The following is a 16,606-nucleotide window of genomic DNA, read 5'->3' on the forward strand; positions in this document are numbered from 1 at the left end:
AATGGCGGAATTCGGATAAGCACGCAACGGCTATTCCCGCAGCGCACCGCGACCGGCCCCGCATGGGCCGGCCGGCACGTCACGTCTCAGCGGCCGGCGGTCTTCGCCACCTCGGCGGCGAAGTCCTCGGCCTCCTTCTCGATGCCCTCGCCGACGGCGAGACGGGCGAATCCGATCACCTCGACGCCCGCGTCCTTGGCCGCCTGGCCGACGCTGATGTCAGGGTTGATGACGAACTTCTGATTGAGGAGCGTCACCTCCTCGAAGAACTTGTTCATCCGGCCGACGATCATCTTCTCGATGACCGAGTCGGGCTTGCCGCTCTCGCGGGCCTGCTCCGTCAGGATGTTCTTCTCGCGATCGACCAGCGCCGGATCGAGATCCGCCTCGGAGAGCGAGGCGGGCGCGGTCGCGGCGATGTGCATGGCGATCTGCTTGCCGATGCCGTTGTCGGAACCCTTCAGCGCCACCAGCACGCCGATCTTGCCGAGGTTGTCGGCAACGGCGTTATGCACGTAGGATGCCACGCTGTCGCCCTCGACCGCGACCATCCGCCGCAGGTGCAGGTTCTCGCCGATCGTCGAGATCTTCTCGGTGATCGTCTCCTCGACGGTGCTCTCGCCAAGCTTCGCGCCACGCAGCGCCTCGACGTCGGACACCTCGGTCGCCACTTCGGCGATCGCGCGGACGACCGCCTGGAAGTCCGAGTTGCGCGCCACGAAGTCGGTCTCGGAGTTCACCTCGACGGCAACGCCGACCCCGTCCTTCACGGCAACGCCGATCAGGCCCTCGGCCGCGGTGCGGCCAGACTTCTTCGCAGCCTTGGCGAGGCCCTTGGTGCGCAGCCAGTCGATGGCCGCTTCCATGTCGCCGTTGGTCTCGGTCAGCGCCTTCTTGGCGTCCATCATGCCGGCGCCGGAAGCGTCGCGCAGCTCCTTCACCATCGCGGCAGTGATCGACATGGGAATCTCCTCAGGGCTCGGAAAACGGAAAAGCGCGGCCCCCTTTTCCGCGGGGGCCGCGACAAGAAGATGACGGCCGGATCAGGCCTCGGCTTCGTCGGCCGCCAGATCCTCGACCGGGCCTTCCTCAAGGCCGCCGATGTCGACGCCGGCGGCACCCATCTGGGCCGCCATGCCGTCGAGCGCCGCGCGCGCGATCAGGTCGCAGTAGAGGGTGATGGCACGCGCCGCGTCGTCGTTGCCCGGGATCGGGTAGTCGATGCCGTCCGGCGACGAGTTGGTGTCGAGCACCGCGATGACCGGAATACCAAGCTTGCGCGCCTCGGCGATCGCAAGGTCTTCCTTGTTCGTGTCGATGACGAAGATCAGGTCCGGCGTGCCACCCATCTCGCGGATGCCGCCGAGCGACTGCTGGAGCTTCGCCTGCTCGCGCTCGAGCCCGAGGCGCTCCTTCTTCGTCAGACCACCGGCGCCCGACGCAAGCTTCTCGTCGATCGCCTTCAGGCGGCTGATCGACTGGGAGACGGTCTTCCAGTTGGTCAGCGTGCCACCGAGCCAGCGGTGGTTCATGTAGTACTGCGCCGACCGCTCGGCGGCGTCGGCGACGGCCTTCTGCGCCTGGCGCTTGGTGCCGACGAAGAGGATGCGGCCGCCCCGCGACACGGTCTGCTGCACGGCGTGCAGCGCCTGGTCGAGCAGCGGCACGGTCTGGGTCAGGTCGACGATGTGGATGCCGTTGCGGTCGCCGTAGATGTACGGCGCCATGCGCGGGTTCCAGCGGTGGGTCTGGTGGCCGAAGTGGACACCGGCCTCGAGGAGCTGGCGCAGATTGAATTCGGGCAGAGCCATGGCCTGCGGTTTCCTTTCCGGTTTCGCCTCGGCGGGGAGAAGAGCCGTTCCGGCCCAACCGGTGGACTCTCGGGGATGTCTCCCCCGGGAGCCGCGACCCCGCCTGTGGATTTTGAGTGGCGCGCATCTAGTCGCTTTCGGGTCTCATTGCAACCCGTGAGTGCCCTGCCGGCGAGTTGACCTTGCGGAAAGCGAGGATCGCTTGCCGCCGGTGCATCTGATGGTAGATCCTCCCGGGCGAGTGGCGCTCGGAACAGCGCTCAGGGGCGAAGCGGAGAGGGACCCATGACCGTCGAGACGAAACAGACCGCGCGGCCGAGCTTCGATGCGGCGAGCCTCCGGGGCGATCTCTGGATCGGGGGCGCCTGGCGCCCGGGCCGGGGCGGCGATCCGATCGACGTGGTCGATCCCTCGACCGGCGAGGCCTTCGCCGCGGTCGCCGACGCGTCCGAGGCGGACGCGCTCGATGCGGTCACCGCGGCCCATGACGCGCTGCCGGCATGGTCGGCCACCGCGCCGCGCAAGCGCTCGGAGATCCTGCGCCGCGCCTTCGAACTGATGATCGAGCGCCGCGACCACCTGGCCGAGCTGATCTCGTTCGAGAACGGCAAGGCGCTGCCCGACGCGATCGGCGAGGTCACCTATGCGGCGGAGTTCTTCCGCTGGTTCTCCGAAGAGGCGGTGCGGCTCAACGGCGAGCTCGGCGTGGCGCCGGGCGGAGCGAACCGCATCCTCGTCCAGCACCAGCCGATTGGTGTCTCGGTGCTGGTGACGCCGTGGAACTTCCCCGCCGCGATGGCGACGCGCAAGATCGGCCCCGCGCTCGCTGCCGGCTGTACCTGCGTGCTGAAGCCCGCGACCGAGACACCGTTCACCGCCTACGCGCTCGCCGAGATCCTCGCCGAGGCCGGGGCGCCGGCCGGGACTGTCAACGTCATCACCACGTCGAAGGCCGGCCCGACGGTCAGCGCGATGCTGCATGATCCGCGCGTGCGCAAGCTCTCGTTCACCGGCTCGACCGAAGTCGGGCGGCGCCTGCTCAAGGAAGCTGCCGATCAGGTGCTGAGCTGCTCCATGGAGCTCGGCGGCAACGCGCCCTTCCTGGTCTTCGACGATGCCGACATCGACGCGGCGCTCGATGGCGCGATGATCGCCAAGATGCGCAACGGCGGCGAGGCCTGCACCGCGGCCAACCGCTTCCTCATCCAGTCCGGCATCGCCGAGGACTTCGCCCGCAGGCTCGCCGAGCGCATGGGCGCGCTCACCGTCGGGCCGGGCTACGACCCGGAGACGAAGTGCGGCCCGATGGTGAATGCCGCGGCGATCGAGAAGATCGACAGCCTCGTCGAGGATGCCGTGCGCCGCGGCGCGCGCGTCCGGCTCGGCGGCAAGCCGCTCGACCGGCCGGGCTACTACTTCCCGCCCACGGTGATCGAGGGCGTGCCGGGGGACGCCGAGATCCGGCGCGAGGAGATCTTCGGGCCGGTCGCGGCCATCGCCACCTTCGAGAGCGAGGACGAAGCCATCGCGCTCGCCAACGACACCGAGTTCGGTCTCATCGCCTACGTCTACACCGGCGACCTCTCCCGTGGCCTTCGGGTCTCGGAGCGGCTCGAGGCCGGCATGGTCGGGCTGAACCGCGGCCTTGTCTCCGATCCGGCCGCGCCGTTCGGCGGCGTCAAGCAGAGCGGCCTCGGCCGCGAGGGAGCCCATCACGGCATCCTGGAGTTCTGTGAGACGAAGTACATCGCCGCGAGTTGGTAATCCGCCACCCGCGCCCACATGGCCGGCCCTCTCCCGGGGGCCGGTTGACGCTGCAACCCGGCACGCCCAGAAAGCGCCGCGGATCCGATTGGGGTGAACCACATGAGCCAGACTGACGAAATCGACGAGCTCCTGAACACCCCGCCCGCGCCACCACGGGCCGCGGTCGCGCGACGGCGGAGCCTCTGGGAACGCGAGTTTCCCTACCTGCTCATCCTCGTCCTCGCCGCCGCCGGCGCCGGCTGGGTCAGCCTGACCCGCGAGCCGATCGTGCGGTATTGGGACGTGGTGGCGGTGGTGGTCGCAGCGGTCGCGATCGTCGAGGGCTGGCACGACGCGGAGGAGCGCGGTGGCCGCTGGCGCCTCGTCTGGACCCAGCTCGCCCACTGGGCGGCGTTCCTCATCGCCATGAACCTCGTCTTCCTGCCGAGCATGCAGTCCGTGCTCACGAGCGACGCCCTGAGCCTCACCGTGCTCCTGCTGCTCGCACTCGGCACGTTCGCGTCCGGCATCCACACCGCGTCACCGCTCATGGCGGCGAACGGCGTCTTCATGGGGCTTTGCGTCCCGGCGATCGCCTGGCTCGACCAGACGGCCATGATCGTTGTCCTCGTCATCGTCGTGCTCGCCTCGGCGGTGGCGCTCTTCTTCTGGCTCCGCCGACGCTACCGGGGCTGAGGCGCGCACCAGCTTCGCGCGCACCGTCTCACGGGCGGCCTCACGGGCGGCGGTCGGATCTCGCCCGCCTGCGGCGCCGCCGCTCGGCGTCCGCAGGCTGGTCGGCCGCCTCGTTCCATGCCGGGTCGTTGGCCTTGATCCGTCGGGTGATGACAATGGCCGCCGGCCAGGCGAGCACGAAGCCGACGACGATCGCGCCGAACACCGGAACCCAGCCGACCCAGCCGAGGCTGAGCACGAGGATGATGAGCGAGCCCACGATCACCGCATTGGTCATGAGCACGATCACATAGCGCAAGCGAAACATGTTCTCCTCCTTGGTGGAGAGAGAACGCCACGCCGTTGCCCGCTGTTCCCGCCAACCCTGTGTTCCCGCCAACCCTGTCCCGGCCGGCGCCGACCGGCGGCTCAGGGAGCCTGCCACCACACCTCGGGCAGCCAGCCGATCCAGTCGCCATAGACCGGAATGTGCTCCGGGTGGTGCAGGTCGGCCTTGTGCGCCACGAACGCCCGGTCGGCGTACCAGACCGGGATCACATAGCGCCCGGTGGTCAGCACCCGGTCGAGCGCCCGCACAGCGGCGCTGAACTCACCCGGGTCGCGCGTCGCCAGCATGTCGCCGATCAGCGCCTCCACCGCCGGGCTGTCGATGCCCGCGTAGTTGCGTGACCCCGGCGCAGTCACCCCGTCGCGTCCCCAGTAGAGCACCTGCTCGTTGCCGGGGGACAGTGACTGGTTCCAGGCGTTGACGATCATGTCGAAGTCGTAGTCATTCTTGCGCAGATTGTACTGGGCGGCATCCACGGTCTGCACCCGCATCTCGATGCCGAGCGGCCGGAGCGCGGCGGCGAACATGTTCGCCACCGCCTCGCTCTGCCCGGCCGAGAGCATGCCCGCCTGCGCGGTCGAGAGCATGACCGTGAAGACGAAGGGCTCGCCGGCCGCGTCCTTCAGCACGCCGTCCTGCACCGTCCATCCGGCTGCCTCGAGCTGCGCCCTCGCGAGCCTCAGGTTCGCCCGGTTGCGCGCCCCGTCCGACACCGGCAGCCCATAGGCGTCGAGCGCGTCCGGCGGCAGGTCGGCCCGGAACGGCTCGAGCAGCTCGCGCACCCGGCCCTCCGCCGGACCGCTCCCCATCGCCAGCGCCGAGTTGCCGAAGTAGCTCGGCCGCCGCGGCAGGGCGCCGCCGGTCTGGGTCTGGTTGATGAACTCGAAGTCGAAGGCATGGAGCAGCGCGTCGCGCACCCGCCAGTCCGCGAAGATCGGCCGGCGGGTGTTGAACACGAACCCCTCCATCCCCGAGGGTCGCTCGTTTCCGATCTCCTCCTTCACCACTTCGCCCTCGCGGGCGGCGGGGAAGCCGTAGTCCGTCCGCCACTTCGCGGCGCTCGTCTCGCGGTAGACCGAAAGCTGCCCGGCGGTGAACGCCTGAAACATCACGCTGCTGTCGAGATAGAACTCGTAGCGGATGGTGTCGAAGTTGTTGACGCCCCGGTTGACCGGCAGATCGCGCCCCCAGTAGTCCGGGTTCCGCCGGAAGGTGACGGAGCGCCCGGGCTCGAACGGCCCGACCGTGTAGGCGCCCGACCCGACCGGAACCCGAAGGCTCGACGCCGCGAAATCGACCCCGTCCCAGTCCGCTTTCTTCAGGATCGGCCGAAGACCGATGACCAGCGGCATCTCTGCGTCCGGCGCGTCAAAGGTAAAACGCACCCCGCGCTCCCCCACCCGCTCGACCTTCGCCACCTTTTTCCATGCGTTGGAGTACTTTGGCAGACCCTTCTCCGCCAGCGTCTCCATCGACCAGATCACGTCGTCCACCGTGACCGGGCTGCCGTCAGAGAACTTCGCCTCAGGTCTCAGGACGAATTCCACCCAAGCGCGATCCTCAGGCGTCTCGATCGACTCGGCCAGCAGGCCATAGAGACCAAAGGGCTCATCCCAGTTCCGCGCCATCAGCGTCTCGAAGACGTGGCCCTGCATCCCTGAGGGAGCATGCCCCTTCAGGATGTAGGGGTTCAGGGAGTCGAAGCTCCCGGGCTCGCCGAAGACGATCGTGCCGCCCTTCGGCGCCATGGGGTCGGCATAGGGCAGCGAGGCGAAGTCAGAGGGCAATGCAGGAGCGCCGTACATGGCTATGCCGTGCGCGGGTTCTGCCATCACCCAGCCGGCCTGTGCGGCCCCTGCAGCGAGCGCCAGGGCGGCCACCCGCATCCAACCTATCATCTCCGTCACAAACCTCGCATGCGTTAACCGTGGCTACCCTAAACCACGGGCCTCCGAGGTTTCACACAGATTTTTAGCTTGGCGATAGGCCTTTGATTTTGTATAAGGGTTCCACTGCTCGATAGGTTTCTTGCCTGTATGAAACCTGCCTCAACGACTTGACGCCCTCCTCGCGAGGGCGTCTTTTTTTTGTGCTCCCCGGTGCCGACTTACTGCACCCCTTGAGCGGGAACCGGCAAGCTCTTCATGACCCGACGATATTTGCGGTCCCGATGACGAAGGCCCGTCAACCCCCTCCGGAACACCGGCCGAAACCAATCCGACGGGGGTTACATTAAACCCCGTCAAGGCGTTGCCGTATCTTCCTCAACCTGCGTGCTCAGAAATCCACGGCTTCACGACCGCCTGATCCCGCTACGGCTCCCATGTTCGGCGCCGGGCCGAATCTCCGACTCGCCACCGGGTCCCCGCGGGCGATTTCCGTCATCGCACCGTCACCGATCGCGGATCGTTGATTGCGCCAGTACACCCGGAACGGCCGGGCCGGCGCCTCGGCCCCGTCTCCCGGCACCATTGGCCAGTTGCGTTGACAGCCGTCTTGCGCCCGGTATCGTCGAGGCGAAACCGGAGGACGCCGCGCCGTGGCGGACAAGAAAGACAGCTTCGCAGTGATCGGCCTCGGCGGCTTCGGCAGCACGGTGGCGGTCGATCTCGCCCGGATGGGCGCCTATGTCCTCGGGGTCGATCTTGACGAGCGCCGGGTCGCGCGCATCGCCGACGACATCTCCGAAGCGAAGATCCTCGACGCCACTGACGAGACCGCCCTGCGCGAGGCCGGCTTCAACCGCTACGGCGCAGTGCTGGTGGCGATCGGCGAGAGCCTGGAGGCCTCGATCCTCGCCACGCTCAACGCCCGCCTCGTCGGCTGCCGCACCGTCTGGGTGAAGGCCCGTGACAAGACGCACCACCGCATCCTGAGCCGCATCGGTGCCGACCGGGTCATCCTGCCCGAGATCGAGATGGGCCAGCACGTGGCGCAGATGCTGCACAACCCGCTGGTGCGCGACTATGCGAGCCTCGGCAACGGCTACTACGCCATGAGCCTCGACGCGCCGGCGCCGCTCAACGGCCGCCGTGTCAGCACGCTCGAACTCTCCCGTCACGGCCTGCGCGCGCTGGCGCTCATGCGCGGCACGAAGGATCTCGACCTCGCGAGCGACCCGGAGATCGAGGAGGAAGACCACCTCGTCATACTCGGCCGGCAGGACGAGCTCAGGAGATTCGGCGACGCGCTCTGAGCGCGTCGCCGCGCGGCCATGGCGGGAGAGTTCCGACAGAGCCTCAGCCGGCTGGTCCTGAGGCTCCCGCCGCCCCTCGTTCTCGCCGCCTTCAACGCTATCCTGATCCTCGCGGCCACGCCGGTCCTCATGCTACCCGCATCGCAGATTACCCCTTTCTCATGGGGGGATGCGCTGTTTACTTCAGTCTCTGCCGTAACCGTGACCGGCCTCGGCGTCATCGCGCTCTCGGACCACCTCTCGACCTTCGGGCATGTGGTGATCCTCGTCCTGATCCAGCTCGGCGGCCTCGGGCTGATGACCTTCGCGGTGCTCGTGCTCTCCGCCCTCGGCCTGCCCATCGGCCTCACGCATTCGGCCTATCTGAAGGAGGACCTGAACCAGACCTCCGTGCGCCGGGTGATCGCGCTCGTCGCGGTGATCCTGCGCGTGGTGGTCGGCTGCGAACTCGTCGGCACCGTGCTGCTCGCCTTCGTGTTCGTGCCGGAGTTCGGCTTCGGCCCGGGGCTCTGGCACGCGGGCTTCCACGCGGTCTCGGCCTTCATGAACGCGGGCTACTCCTCGCTCCCGACCGGGCTCGTCCCGTACATGACCAGTCCGGTCATCAACCTCGTGGTGCCACTGCTCATCATCATCGGCGGCCTCGGCTACGGCGTGCTGAGCGAGATCGTCACCGTGCGGAGCTGGCAGCGGCTGTCGCTCCACGCCAAGCTCATGCTGGTCGGAACGCTGGTCCTCCTCGTGCTCGGCGTGACGCTCTTCGCGGCGCTCGAATGGTCGAACCCGCGCACCCTCGGCCAGTTCGACAGCGTCGTCGATAAGCTCGAAGTCAGCTGGTTCCAGGGCGTGAACCCGCGCACGTCCGGCTTCACCACCCTCGACACCGCCGCCATGGAGGACAGCACCACCATGCTCTTCATGGGCATGATGGTCGTCGGTGCCGGCCCCACCTCGACGGGCGGCGGCATCAAGGTGACGACGCTCATGGTGATGCTGCTCGCGACCGTCGCCTTCTTCCGCCGGCAGACCGAGCTGCACGCGTTCGGCCGCTCGATCGGGCTCGAGGAGGTGCTGAAGGTCATGGCGCTCACCTCGATCAGCCTCGCGGTCATCTTCGTCGCGATCTTCCTGCTCAGTCTCACGCATCAGGGCGTGCTTCTCGATGTCGCCTTCGAGGTGGCGAGCGCCTTCGGCACCACCGGCCTGTCGCGCGGCGTGACGCCGCACCTCGACGGCTTCGGCCGCGCGGTCATCATGGCAGTGATGTTCCTCGGCCGCGTCGGGCCGCTTACTCTCGGCTTCTTCCTCGCAACACAGGCACAACCGCGCGTGCGCTATCCCGGAGCACAGGTCTTCCTCGGATAGGGGCCACGGGAGCTTGCCTTGACAGAACAGGGGGGCAGGCGCGACAAGGCCGCTTCGGTGCCGCCCCCGGCGGGCCTCTCCATATCACTGTAACGGACGGATCGGATGGCAACGAAGACCAAGGCGAAGGGCGGCGTTCTCGAGTTCGCGAAGACGATCGTCTATGCGCTGCTCCTCGCCGGCGTGATCCGCACCCTGTTCTTCCAGCCATTCTGGATCCCGTCGGGCTCGATGAAGCCGACGCTGCTGATCGGTGACTTCCTCTTCGTCAACAAGATGGCCTACGGCTATTCGCGCTACTCCTGCCCGTTCTCCATGTGCCCGATCGACGGGCGCATCCTCGGCCGCGAACCGACGCGCGGCGATGTGGTGGTGTTCCGCCATCCGACCAACGGCACCGACTACATCAAGCGGCTGATCGGCCTGCCGGGCGACACCGTTCAGGTGCAGAACGGCGTGCTCTTCCTCAATGGCCAGGAGGTGCCCCAGACCCCGGACGGCGTCTTCACCGAGGTGAACGAACCGCAGGGTCCGATGGCGAGCCCGCCGCGCTGTATGAACCGGCCGGCCCCGGGCGGCGACTGCGACGCCGACCAGTTCGTCGAGGCGCTGCCGGGCGGGACCGACCACCTGATCCTGAACCTCGAGAACGGCTTCGGCGACAATACCCCGGCCTTCACCGTGCCGGAGGGCGAGTTCTTCTTCATGGGGGACAACCGCGACAACTCCATGGACTCGCGCTTCCCCCGGTCCGCCGGCGGCGTCGGCTTCGTGCCGTTCGCAAACCTGATCGGCCGTGCCGACCGGATCATCTTTTCCTCGGGCGGCTCCTCCATGCTCGCATTCTGGACCTGGCGGCCGGACCGCTTCCTGAAGGGGATCAATTGAAACCCGGCCGTGCGGTCGAGGCGGTCGCGGCCCGCCTCGGCCACCGCTTCGCCCGGCCGGAACTTCTGATCGAGGCGCTGACCCACCCCTCGCTCGCCACCAGCGCCCACAACCAGCGCCTCGAATTTCTCGGCGACCGCGTGCTCGGCCTCGTCATCGCCGAGGCGCTGCTCGCCGCCGACCCCACCGCACAGGAAGGTGCCCTCGCCACCCGGCTGAACGCCCTCGTGCGCAAGGAAACCTGCGCCGAAGTGGCGGCCGAGCTTGGCATCGGCACCGGGCTGCGCATGGGCCGCTCCGAGATGCTGACCGGCGGGCGGCGCAAGACCGCCCTGCTCGGCGACGCCATGGAAGCGGTGATTGCCGCGGTCTACCTTGACGGCGGCTACGACGCCGCCCGGCGGCTCATCCTCGATGTCTGGGGCGAGCGCATCACCGGGGCGAACGTCGTCACCCACGATGCCAAGACCGCGCTGCAGGAATGGGCACAGGCCCGCGGCCTGCCGCCACCGGAATACGTCGATGTCTCGCGCGATGGCCCGGACCACGCCCCGGTCTTCCGCGTCGCCGCCCGCCTTGCCGACGGCCGCGCCGCCGAGGGCGAAGCCTCGTCCAAGCGCGCCGCCCAACAGGCCGCCGCCGAGACGCTCCTCGCGTCGCTGGAGGTGAAGCCGTGACCGGTTTCCCTGCCCCGGCGGGCACGAACCCGCGCCTGCCATCACGCCGGCGGCCTGCCGGCGGCACGACAGCGGCAGTCGCGGACGGATCTGTCACCCGCCGGATCCGACGGTCCTCACCGCCGCACGCCACACTCTGCCGGATCGCGTTCGCTCCCGGCCCGCAATCCATGCCCCTCCCCCCGACCACACCTCTGGAGCCTGCCCCGTGAGCGCCCCTGAAACCCGCTGCGGCATCATCGCGCTGATCGGCGAACCGAACGCCGGCAAATCCACCCTGCTGAACCGCATGGTCGGCGCGAAGGTCTCGATCGTCACCCACAAGGTCCAGACGACCCGCACCCGCATCCGCGGCATCGCCCTTCAGGGCAACGCGCAGCTGGTCTTCGTCGACACCCCCGGCCTCTTCCGCCCGCGCCGCCGCCTCGACCGCGCCATGGTCAAGGCCGCGTGGGGCGGCGCCGCCGACGCTGACGTGGTCGTCCTCCTCGTCGAGGCGCACCGCGGCATCACCGAGGGCGTCCGCTCGATCCTCGACTCCCTCGCCGAGCAGATGCCGCAGGGGCGCACCGTCGCGCTTGCCATCAACAAGATCGACCGGGTGCAGGCCGAGGCCCTGCTCAGCCTTTCGGCGGAACTGAACAGCCTGCGCGATTTCGCCGCCACCTTCATGATCTCCGCCGAGCGCGGCCACGGGGTCGAGCACCTGAAGGAATGGCTCGCGGAGCAGGTGCCGCCCGGGCCCTGGCTCTACCCCGAGGACCAGCTCGCCGACCTGCCGCTGCGCCTCCTCGCCGCCGAGACGACGCGCGAGAAGCTCACGCTGCGCCTGCATCAGGAACTGCCCTACGAGCTCACCGTCGAGACCGAGAAGTGGGAAGAGCGCGACGACGGGTCGGTGCGCATCGACCAGATCGTCTACGTCGCCCGCGACGGCCACAAGGGCATCACCCTCGGGCCGAAGGGCGCGACGATCAAGGCGGTCGGTCAGGCTGCCCGGATCGAGATCGCCGAATTCCTCGGCCGCCCGGTCCACCTCTTCCTCACCGTGAAGGTCCGCCCGGGCTGGCTCGAGGAACGGGAGCGCTACGGCGAGATCGGCCTCGACTTCTCCGACGGCGAACCGTGACACGCCTCACCGCCGAGTTCTGGGTGACGGCCTACCTCGCACGCCTGCGCCTCGCCGACATCCCCGCCTTCATCGTCGCGCGCGGCGACGCCACCGCAGGCGCGGTGGCGGTGAAGCTCAACCGCCTCGACGGAACGGCGGCGGCCTTCGCCCGGAGCTGGGACGCGAGCGGCGCCCGGGTCTGGACCACGATCGCCGACGGCCCGGACCCCGACGTCGAGCAGGCGATCAGCCGCCAGCGCCGCTTCGATCCCGACCTCTGGGTCGTCGAGGTCGAGGACCGGCTGGGGCGCACGCTCCTCGACGAACCCGGCCTCTCGGAGTAGGCGCGCGGTGGACTGGCGCGACGAGGGCATCCTGATCGCCGCCCGCCGCCACGGCGAGAGCGCCGCCATCGTCGAAATCCTGACCCGTGCCCACGGCCGGCACGCCGGCGTGGTGCGCGGCGGCGCCAGCCGGCGCATGGCGCCGATCCTCCAGCCCGGCGCCCGGCTGGCAGTGGAATGGAGCGCGCGCCTCGAGGAGCAGATCGGCACCTTTCGCGTCGAGCCGGTGGCCCCGGTCCCGGCGGCGCTCCTCGCCGACGGCGCGGCCCTCGCGGCCCTCGCCTCGCTCGCGGCACTGGTCGGCGCCACCCTGCCCGAGCGCGACGCCCACCCGGACCTCTACACCCGGACCGGCGATCTGGTGCAGGCCCTCGGCCGCACGCCCGACTGGCCGGCCCGCTATGCCCTCTGGGAACTGGCACTTCTCGCCGAACTCGGCTTCGGCCTCGACCTCGCCCGCTGCGCCCTGACCGGCGCGACGGAGGATCTGGCCTGGGTCTCCCCCCAGACCGGCCGCGCCGCGAGCCGCGCCGCGGGCGCGCCATGGGCCAGCCGGCTCCTCGCGCTGCCGGGCTTCCTGCGCGACGGCTGGGACACCCCGCCGCCGTCCGCGGACGTGGCGGCCGCGCTCCACCTCACCGGCTACTTCCTCGAAGCCCGCGTGGCGCCCGGCCTGCCACGCGAGACACTGCCCACCGCACGCGCCCGCGCGGTCGAGGCGATCCGGCGGGCGCTCGCTCTCAGCTCCTGATCCGCCAGCCGGTGCGGAAGATCCACCAGATCGCCAGCAGACAGGCCCCGGTGAAGACCCCGATTGCCGCGAGGCTCAGCCCCACGCCCACGTCCGCCGTACCGAAGAACGACCAGCGGAACCCCGAGATCAGGTAGACGACCGGGTTGAAGAGGGTGATCGTCTGCCAGACCGGCGGCAGCATCGAGATCGAGTAGAACGCGCCGCCGAGGAAGACGAGCGGGTTGATGACGAGGAGCGGCACCAGCTGGAGCTGCTCGAAGTTCTTCGCCCAGATGCCGATGATGAAGCCGAAGAGCGCGAAGCTCACGCAGGTGAGCACGAGAAACCCGAGCGCCGCGAACGGGTGCTTCACCGGCAGCGTCACGAAGAGGTTCGCGGTGACGTAGATCACGAGCCCGATCATCAGCGACTTCGTTGCGGCTGCGCCCACATAGCCGATGACCACCTCGAGGAACGACACCGGGGCCGAGAGCACCTCGTAGATCGTGCCGATGAACTTCGGGAAATAGATGCCGAACGAGGCGTTCGAGATCGACTGCATGAGCACGGTCAGCATGATGAGCCCCGGCACGATGAAGGCGCCGTAGTCGATCCCCTCCACCGTCTCGATGCGCGAGCCGATCGCCGTGCCGAACACCACGAAATAGAGCGAGGTCGAGATGATCGGCGCCACGAGGCTCTGCACCAGCGTGCGGAACGTGCGCGCCATCTCGGAGCGGTAGATCGTCCAGATCGCACGCCAGTTCATGCTTCTTCCCTCACCAGCCCGACGAAGATGTCCTCGAGCGAATTCTGCCGGGTCTGCAGGTCGCGCAGCACCAGACCGGCCTCCGACAGCGCGCTCAGGAGCGTGACGATGCCGGTGCGCTCGGCCGCGCGGTCATAGGAATAGGTGAGCGTCTGCCCGTCCTCGCCCCGCACCAGTTCAAAGGCCGCGAGCGTCTCCGGGATCGCGTCGATCGGGCATTGCAGCTCGATCGTCAGCTCCTTGCGCCCCATGCGCCGCATCAGGCGGTCCTTCTCCTCGACCAGCAGGATGCGCCCGCCGTTGATCACGGCGATCCGGTCGGCGATCGCCTCGGCTTCCTCGATGTAGTGCGTGGTCAGGATGATCGTCACGCCATCGGCGCGCAGCGCCTCCACCACTTCCCACATGGACTTGCGCAGGTCGACGTCGACCCCAGCCGTCGGCTCGTCGAGGAACAGGATGCGCGGCTGGTGCGCCAGCGCCTTCGCGATCAGCACCCGGCGCTTCATGCCGCCCGAGAGCTCCTTGGTCATGGCCTCGCGCTTGTCCCAGAGCGAGAGCTGGCGCAGCAGCCGCTCGATGTAGGCGTCATCCGGCGCCTTGCCGAAGAGGCCGCGGGTGAAGCGCGCGGCCACCATCACCTTGGTGAACGGCTCCAGCGTGATCTCCTGCGGCACCAGCCCGATCAGCCGCCGGCTCGCCCGATAGTCGGTGACGACGTCATGCCCGGCCACGGTCACCCGGCCCGAGGTCGGGCGGGTGATGCCGCAGATCGTCGAGATCAGCGTCGTCTTGCCCGCGCCGTTCGGCCCTAGCAGCGCAAGGATCTCGCCCTCCCGGATCTCCAGGTCGACGCCCTTCAGCGCCTCGAAGCCGCTGTCATAGACCTTGCGCAGGTTCTCGACCGAAACGATGGCCGCCATGCTGTGTCTCCCCATCCCGGGCCCTCATCTAGCAGCGACAGGCGGCTTGGCAAATCCCGCCGCTCGACATTTCCGCCCGGCTCGGGCAGGGAAGACCCCCATGACCGATACCCCCGAGCTCCCCGATCCCGATACCGCCCCGGCTTCCGACCGCCGCGCCGTGGTGCGCCTGCGCCCCGAGCGCCGTCGCCGCGGCTTCGGCCCGTGGGCCTATTCCGACGAGGTGGTGCTCGACCGGCGGACCCGCGCGCTCGCGCCCGGCTCGATCGTGACGGTCGAGGACTCCGAGCGGCGGCCGCTTGCCACCGCGGCTTTCAACTCCGCCTCGAAAATCGCTCTCCGCCGGCTTGACGCCGACCCCGCGGCCGAGATCGACGGCGGCTGGTTCGCCGACCGCCTCGCCCGCGCGCTCGCCTTGCGCGAAACGCTGTTCGACGCACCGTTCTACCGTCTCATCCACGCCGAGGCCGACGGCCTGCCCGGTGTCGTCATCGACCGCTTCGGCGACGCCGCCGTCATCCAGCCGAACGCCGCATGGGCCGACACGCGCCTCGACGCGCTGGTCGCGGCGCTCTGCGACGTCACCGGCGTCACCGCCGTCCTGAAGAACGCCGCCGGCCGTGCCCGCAGCCTCGAAGGCCTCGACGACGCCTCAGGCATGGTACGCGGCACGCTCGACGGCCCGGTCGCGGTACCGATGAACGGCGCCATTTACCTCGCCGACCTCGCCGGTGGCCAGAAGACCGGCATCTTCTACGACCAGCGGCCGAACCACGCCTTCGCCGCCCGCCTCGGCCGCGGCCGGAGCGTGCTCGACGTCTTCGCCCACGTGGGCGGCTTCGGCCTCGCGGCCCTCGCGGCGGGTGCCACCTCCGCGCTCGCTGTCGACGGCTCGGTCCCGGCCCTCGCGCTCGCCGCACAGGGCGCCGAGGCGAGCGGGGTCACGGACCGCTTTACCACGATGAAGGCCGACGCCTTCGACGCCATGACCGCGCTCGCAGGCGAAGGCCGCCGCTTCGGCCTCGTCGTCTGCGACCCGCCGGCCTTCGCGCCGGCCAAGGCCGCGCTCGACGCCGGCCTGCGCGCCTACGAGCGTGTCGCCCGCCTCGGCGCCAGCCTGACGGAGGCCAACGGCTTTCTCGTCCTCTGCTCGTGCAGCCACGCCGCCGATCTCACGAAGTTCCGCGAGGCGAGCCTGCGCGGCGTGGCAAAGGCCGGCCGGCAGGCCCAGATCCTCCACGTCGGCGGCGCCGGCCCCGATCACCCGGTCCACGCCGACCTCGCCGAGACCAGTTACCTCAAGGCGCTGTTCCTGCGGCTCGACTGATGCGCGCGCTGCTCGACGCCTGCGTGCTCTTTCCGACGGTGATGCGCGAAATGCTGCTCGGTGCCGCCGCCGCCGGTGGCTTCGCGCCGGTCTGGTCCGAGCGCCTGCTCGAGGAATGGGCCCGCGCCACCCGCCGCCTGCCCGAGGGCGCCGAGGCCATCGCCCGCGCCGAAATCGCCCACATGCGCGACCGCTGGCCCGAAGCCACGGCACCCGCGCCGGAAGAGCTTGTCGCCGGCCTGTCGCTGCCGGACCCGGACGACCGCCACGTCCTCGCCGCTGCAATCACCGGCGGCGCCGACGTGCTCATCACCCTGAACCGCGCCGACTTCCCGACCCGCACCCTCGCCCGCCACGGCATCCTCCTGCGCGAGCCCGACGGCTTCCTCACGGAACTCGCCGCCGAAGGCATCGACCTCGCCCGGGTCGCCGAGGAGGTCCGCAGCCGCGCCGAAGCCGCCTCCGGCCGGCCGCAGGCCCTGCGCCCGCTCCTCAAGCGCGCCGGCCTGCCCCGGCTCGGCAAGGCGCTGGCGGCGGACGGCTGAGCCTCGCGGCGATCGCCGGGCGCCGGATGACGGCCCCGCGCATTGCCGGCATCTCCCGGCCGGCCACGCGCAATCCCAGGCGCGCCCGAGGCTTAACCCTGTCGGGGAAATCCGGCTTCCCGGCGCGCCCGCCCCTGCCCTAATCTC

The 16,606-nt window shown here is 69.5% G+C and carries 17 protein-coding genes; 11 read left to right on the forward strand and 6 right to left on the reverse strand.

What is annotated here, in order from left to right:
• Positions 1–86: 86 nt before the first annotated feature.
• Together tsf and rpsB are read right to left on the reverse strand one after the other, a co-directional pair.
• Positions 87–962, reverse strand: a complete 876-nt coding sequence (tsf, locus tag HNP73_RS04000; RefSeq protein WP_184147315.1) for a translation elongation factor Ts — start codon at positions 960–962, stop codon at positions 87–89.
• A gap of 81 nt (positions 963–1,043) precedes the next feature.
• Entirely contained in the window at positions 1,044–1,811 is a 768-nt protein-coding gene (gene rpsB, locus HNP73_RS04005; RefSeq protein ID WP_184147316.1) for a 30S ribosomal protein S2, read from the reverse strand.
• A gap of 285 nt (positions 1,812–2,096) precedes the next feature.
• Between rpsB and HNP73_RS04010 the strand changes: the two genes are divergently transcribed.
• Together HNP73_RS04010 and HNP73_RS04015 are read left to right on the forward strand one after the other, a co-directional pair.
• Positions 2,097–3,575 (forward strand): NAD-dependent succinate-semialdehyde dehydrogenase, encoded by a 1,479-nt coding sequence (locus HNP73_RS04010; protein WP_184147317.1) that lies wholly within the window; start codon positions 2,097–2,099, stop codon positions 3,573–3,575.
• A gap of 102 nt (positions 3,576–3,677) precedes the next feature.
• Positions 3,678–4,253, forward strand: a complete 576-nt coding sequence (locus tag HNP73_RS04015; protein WP_221288167.1) for a hypothetical protein — start codon at positions 3,678–3,680, stop codon at positions 4,251–4,253.
• Positions 4,254–4,293: 40 nt separating this feature from the next.
• Here the strand turns inward: HNP73_RS04015 and HNP73_RS04020 are convergent, their stop codons facing one another.
• Positions 4,294–4,560 (reverse strand): hypothetical protein, encoded by a 267-nt coding sequence (locus tag HNP73_RS04020; protein WP_246399501.1) that lies wholly within the window; start codon positions 4,558–4,560, stop codon positions 4,294–4,296.
• A gap of 101 nt (positions 4,561–4,661) precedes the next feature.
• Entirely contained in the window at positions 4,662–6,467 is a 1,806-nt protein-coding gene (locus HNP73_RS04025) for an extracellular solute-binding protein (protein WP_246399503.1), read from the reverse strand.
• Between the two features lie 653 nt (positions 6,468–7,120).
• On the opposite strand from HNP73_RS04025, the gene HNP73_RS04030 reads away from it, so the two are divergent.
• The 7 genes from HNP73_RS04030 to recO all read left to right on the forward strand — a co-directional run bounded on the left by HNP73_RS04030 (position 7,121) and on the right by recO (position 12,913).
• A complete protein-coding gene (locus HNP73_RS04030) occupies positions 7,121–7,777 on the forward strand; it encodes an NAD-binding protein (RefSeq protein ID WP_184147319.1) in 657 nt (218 codons plus the stop codon).
• Positions 7,778–7,795: 18 nt separating this feature from the next.
• On the forward strand, positions 7,796–9,142 hold the full coding sequence (locus tag HNP73_RS04035; RefSeq protein ID WP_184147320.1) for a TrkH family potassium uptake protein: 1,347 nt from the start codon (positions 7,796–7,798) through the stop codon (positions 9,140–9,142).
• 105 nt (positions 9,143–9,247) lie between these two features.
• The gene (gene lepB / locus HNP73_RS04040) at positions 9,248–10,030 is read left to right on the forward strand and encodes a signal peptidase I (RefSeq protein WP_184147321.1); all 783 of its coding nucleotides are present in this window, start codon (positions 9,248–9,250) and stop codon (positions 10,028–10,030) included.
• Positions 10,027–10,707, forward strand: coding sequence for a ribonuclease III (gene rnc / locus HNP73_RS04045; protein ID WP_184147322.1), 681 nt, complete (start codon positions 10,027–10,029; stop codon positions 10,705–10,707). The genes lepB and rnc overlap by 4 nt, the downstream gene beginning before the upstream one ends.
• A gap of 208 nt (positions 10,708–10,915) precedes the next feature.
• On the forward strand, positions 10,916–11,836 hold the full coding sequence (gene era, locus HNP73_RS04050; protein WP_184147323.1) for a GTPase Era: 921 nt from the start codon (positions 10,916–10,918) through the stop codon (positions 11,834–11,836).
• Positions 11,833–12,162 carry a DUF1491 family protein gene (locus HNP73_RS04055; protein WP_184147324.1) on the forward strand — a complete coding sequence of 110 codons (330 nt, stop codon included), beginning with the start codon at positions 11,833–11,835 and terminating at the stop codon, positions 12,160–12,162. The genes era and HNP73_RS04055 overlap by 4 nt, the downstream gene beginning before the upstream one ends.
• A gap of 7 nt (positions 12,163–12,169) precedes the next feature.
• The gene (recO, locus tag HNP73_RS04060; RefSeq protein WP_184147325.1) at positions 12,170–12,913 is read left to right on the forward strand and encodes a DNA repair protein RecO; all 744 of its coding nucleotides are present in this window, start codon (positions 12,170–12,172) and stop codon (positions 12,911–12,913) included.
• On the opposite strand, the gene HNP73_RS04065 is transcribed toward recO, so the two are convergent.
• Positions 12,903–13,664 carry an ABC transporter permease gene (locus HNP73_RS04065; protein WP_184147326.1) on the reverse strand — a complete coding sequence of 254 codons (762 nt, stop codon included), beginning with the start codon at positions 13,662–13,664 and terminating at the stop codon, positions 12,903–12,905. The two genes, recO and HNP73_RS04065, sit on opposite strands and share 11 nt — an antisense overlap.
• Positions 13,661–14,587, reverse strand: a complete 927-nt coding sequence (locus HNP73_RS04070; protein ID WP_184147327.1) for an ABC transporter ATP-binding protein — start codon at positions 14,585–14,587, stop codon at positions 13,661–13,663. The genes HNP73_RS04065 and HNP73_RS04070 overlap by 4 nt, the downstream gene beginning before the upstream one ends.
• A gap of 100 nt (positions 14,588–14,687) precedes the next feature.
• Here HNP73_RS04070 and HNP73_RS04075 point away from each other — a divergent pair, with 100 nt between their 5' ends.
• Complete coding sequence (locus HNP73_RS04075; protein ID WP_184147328.1) at positions 14,688–15,914, forward strand: RSP_2647 family RNA methyltransferase; 1,227 nt, start codon at positions 14,688–14,690, stop codon at positions 15,912–15,914.
• The gene (locus HNP73_RS04080; RefSeq protein ID WP_184147329.1) at positions 15,914–16,459 is read left to right on the forward strand and encodes an RSP_2648 family PIN domain-containing protein; all 546 of its coding nucleotides are present in this window, start codon (positions 15,914–15,916) and stop codon (positions 16,457–16,459) included. The genes HNP73_RS04075 and HNP73_RS04080 overlap by 1 nt, the downstream gene beginning before the upstream one ends.
• Positions 16,460–16,606: the final 147 nt, after the last annotated feature.

Source organism: Amaricoccus macauensis, assembly GCF_014201905.1.
In the GTDB taxonomy this organism is placed as follows: Bacteria; Pseudomonadota; Alphaproteobacteria; order Rhodobacterales; family Rhodobacteraceae; genus Amaricoccus; species Amaricoccus macauensis.

Bases quoted from the DNA above. Each gene is read 5' to 3' on its own strand.
- tsf (WP_184147315.1), bottom strand. From the start codon at position 962: ATGTCGATCACTGCCGCGATGGTGAAGGAGCTGCGCGACGCTTCCGGC.
- HNP73_RS04075 (WP_184147328.1), top strand. From the start codon at position 14,688: ATGACCGATACCCCCGAGCTCCCCGATCCCGATACCGCCCCGGCTTCC.
- HNP73_RS04070 (WP_184147327.1), bottom strand. From the start codon at position 14,587: ATGGCGGCCATCGTTTCGGTCGAGAACCTGCGCAAGGTCTATGACAGC.
- rpsB (WP_184147316.1), bottom strand. From the start codon at position 1,811: ATGGCTCTGCCCGAATTCAATCTGCGCCAGCTCCTCGAGGCCGGTGTC.
- HNP73_RS04025 (WP_246399503.1), bottom strand. From the start codon at position 6,467: ATGCGGGTGGCCGCCCTGGCGCTCGCTGCAGGGGCCGCACAGGCCGGC.
- HNP73_RS04015 (WP_221288167.1), top strand. From the start codon at position 3,678: ATGAGCCAGACTGACGAAATCGACGAGCTCCTGAACACCCCGCCCGCG.
- HNP73_RS04065 (WP_184147326.1), bottom strand. From the start codon at position 13,664: ATGAACTGGCGTGCGATCTGGACGATCTACCGCTCCGAGATGGCGCGC.
- HNP73_RS04035 (WP_184147320.1), top strand. From the start codon at position 7,796: ATGGCGGGAGAGTTCCGACAGAGCCTCAGCCGGCTGGTCCTGAGGCTC.
- HNP73_RS04020 (WP_246399501.1), bottom strand. From the start codon at position 4,560: ATGTTTCGCTTGCGCTATGTGATCGTGCTCATGACCAATGCGGTGATC.
- HNP73_RS04080 (WP_184147329.1), top strand. From the start codon at position 15,914: ATGCGCGCGCTGCTCGACGCCTGCGTGCTCTTTCCGACGGTGATGCGC.
- HNP73_RS04010 (WP_184147317.1), top strand. From the start codon at position 2,097: ATGACCGTCGAGACGAAACAGACCGCGCGGCCGAGCTTCGATGCGGCG.
- lepB (WP_184147321.1), top strand. From the start codon at position 9,248: ATGGCAACGAAGACCAAGGCGAAGGGCGGCGTTCTCGAGTTCGCGAAG.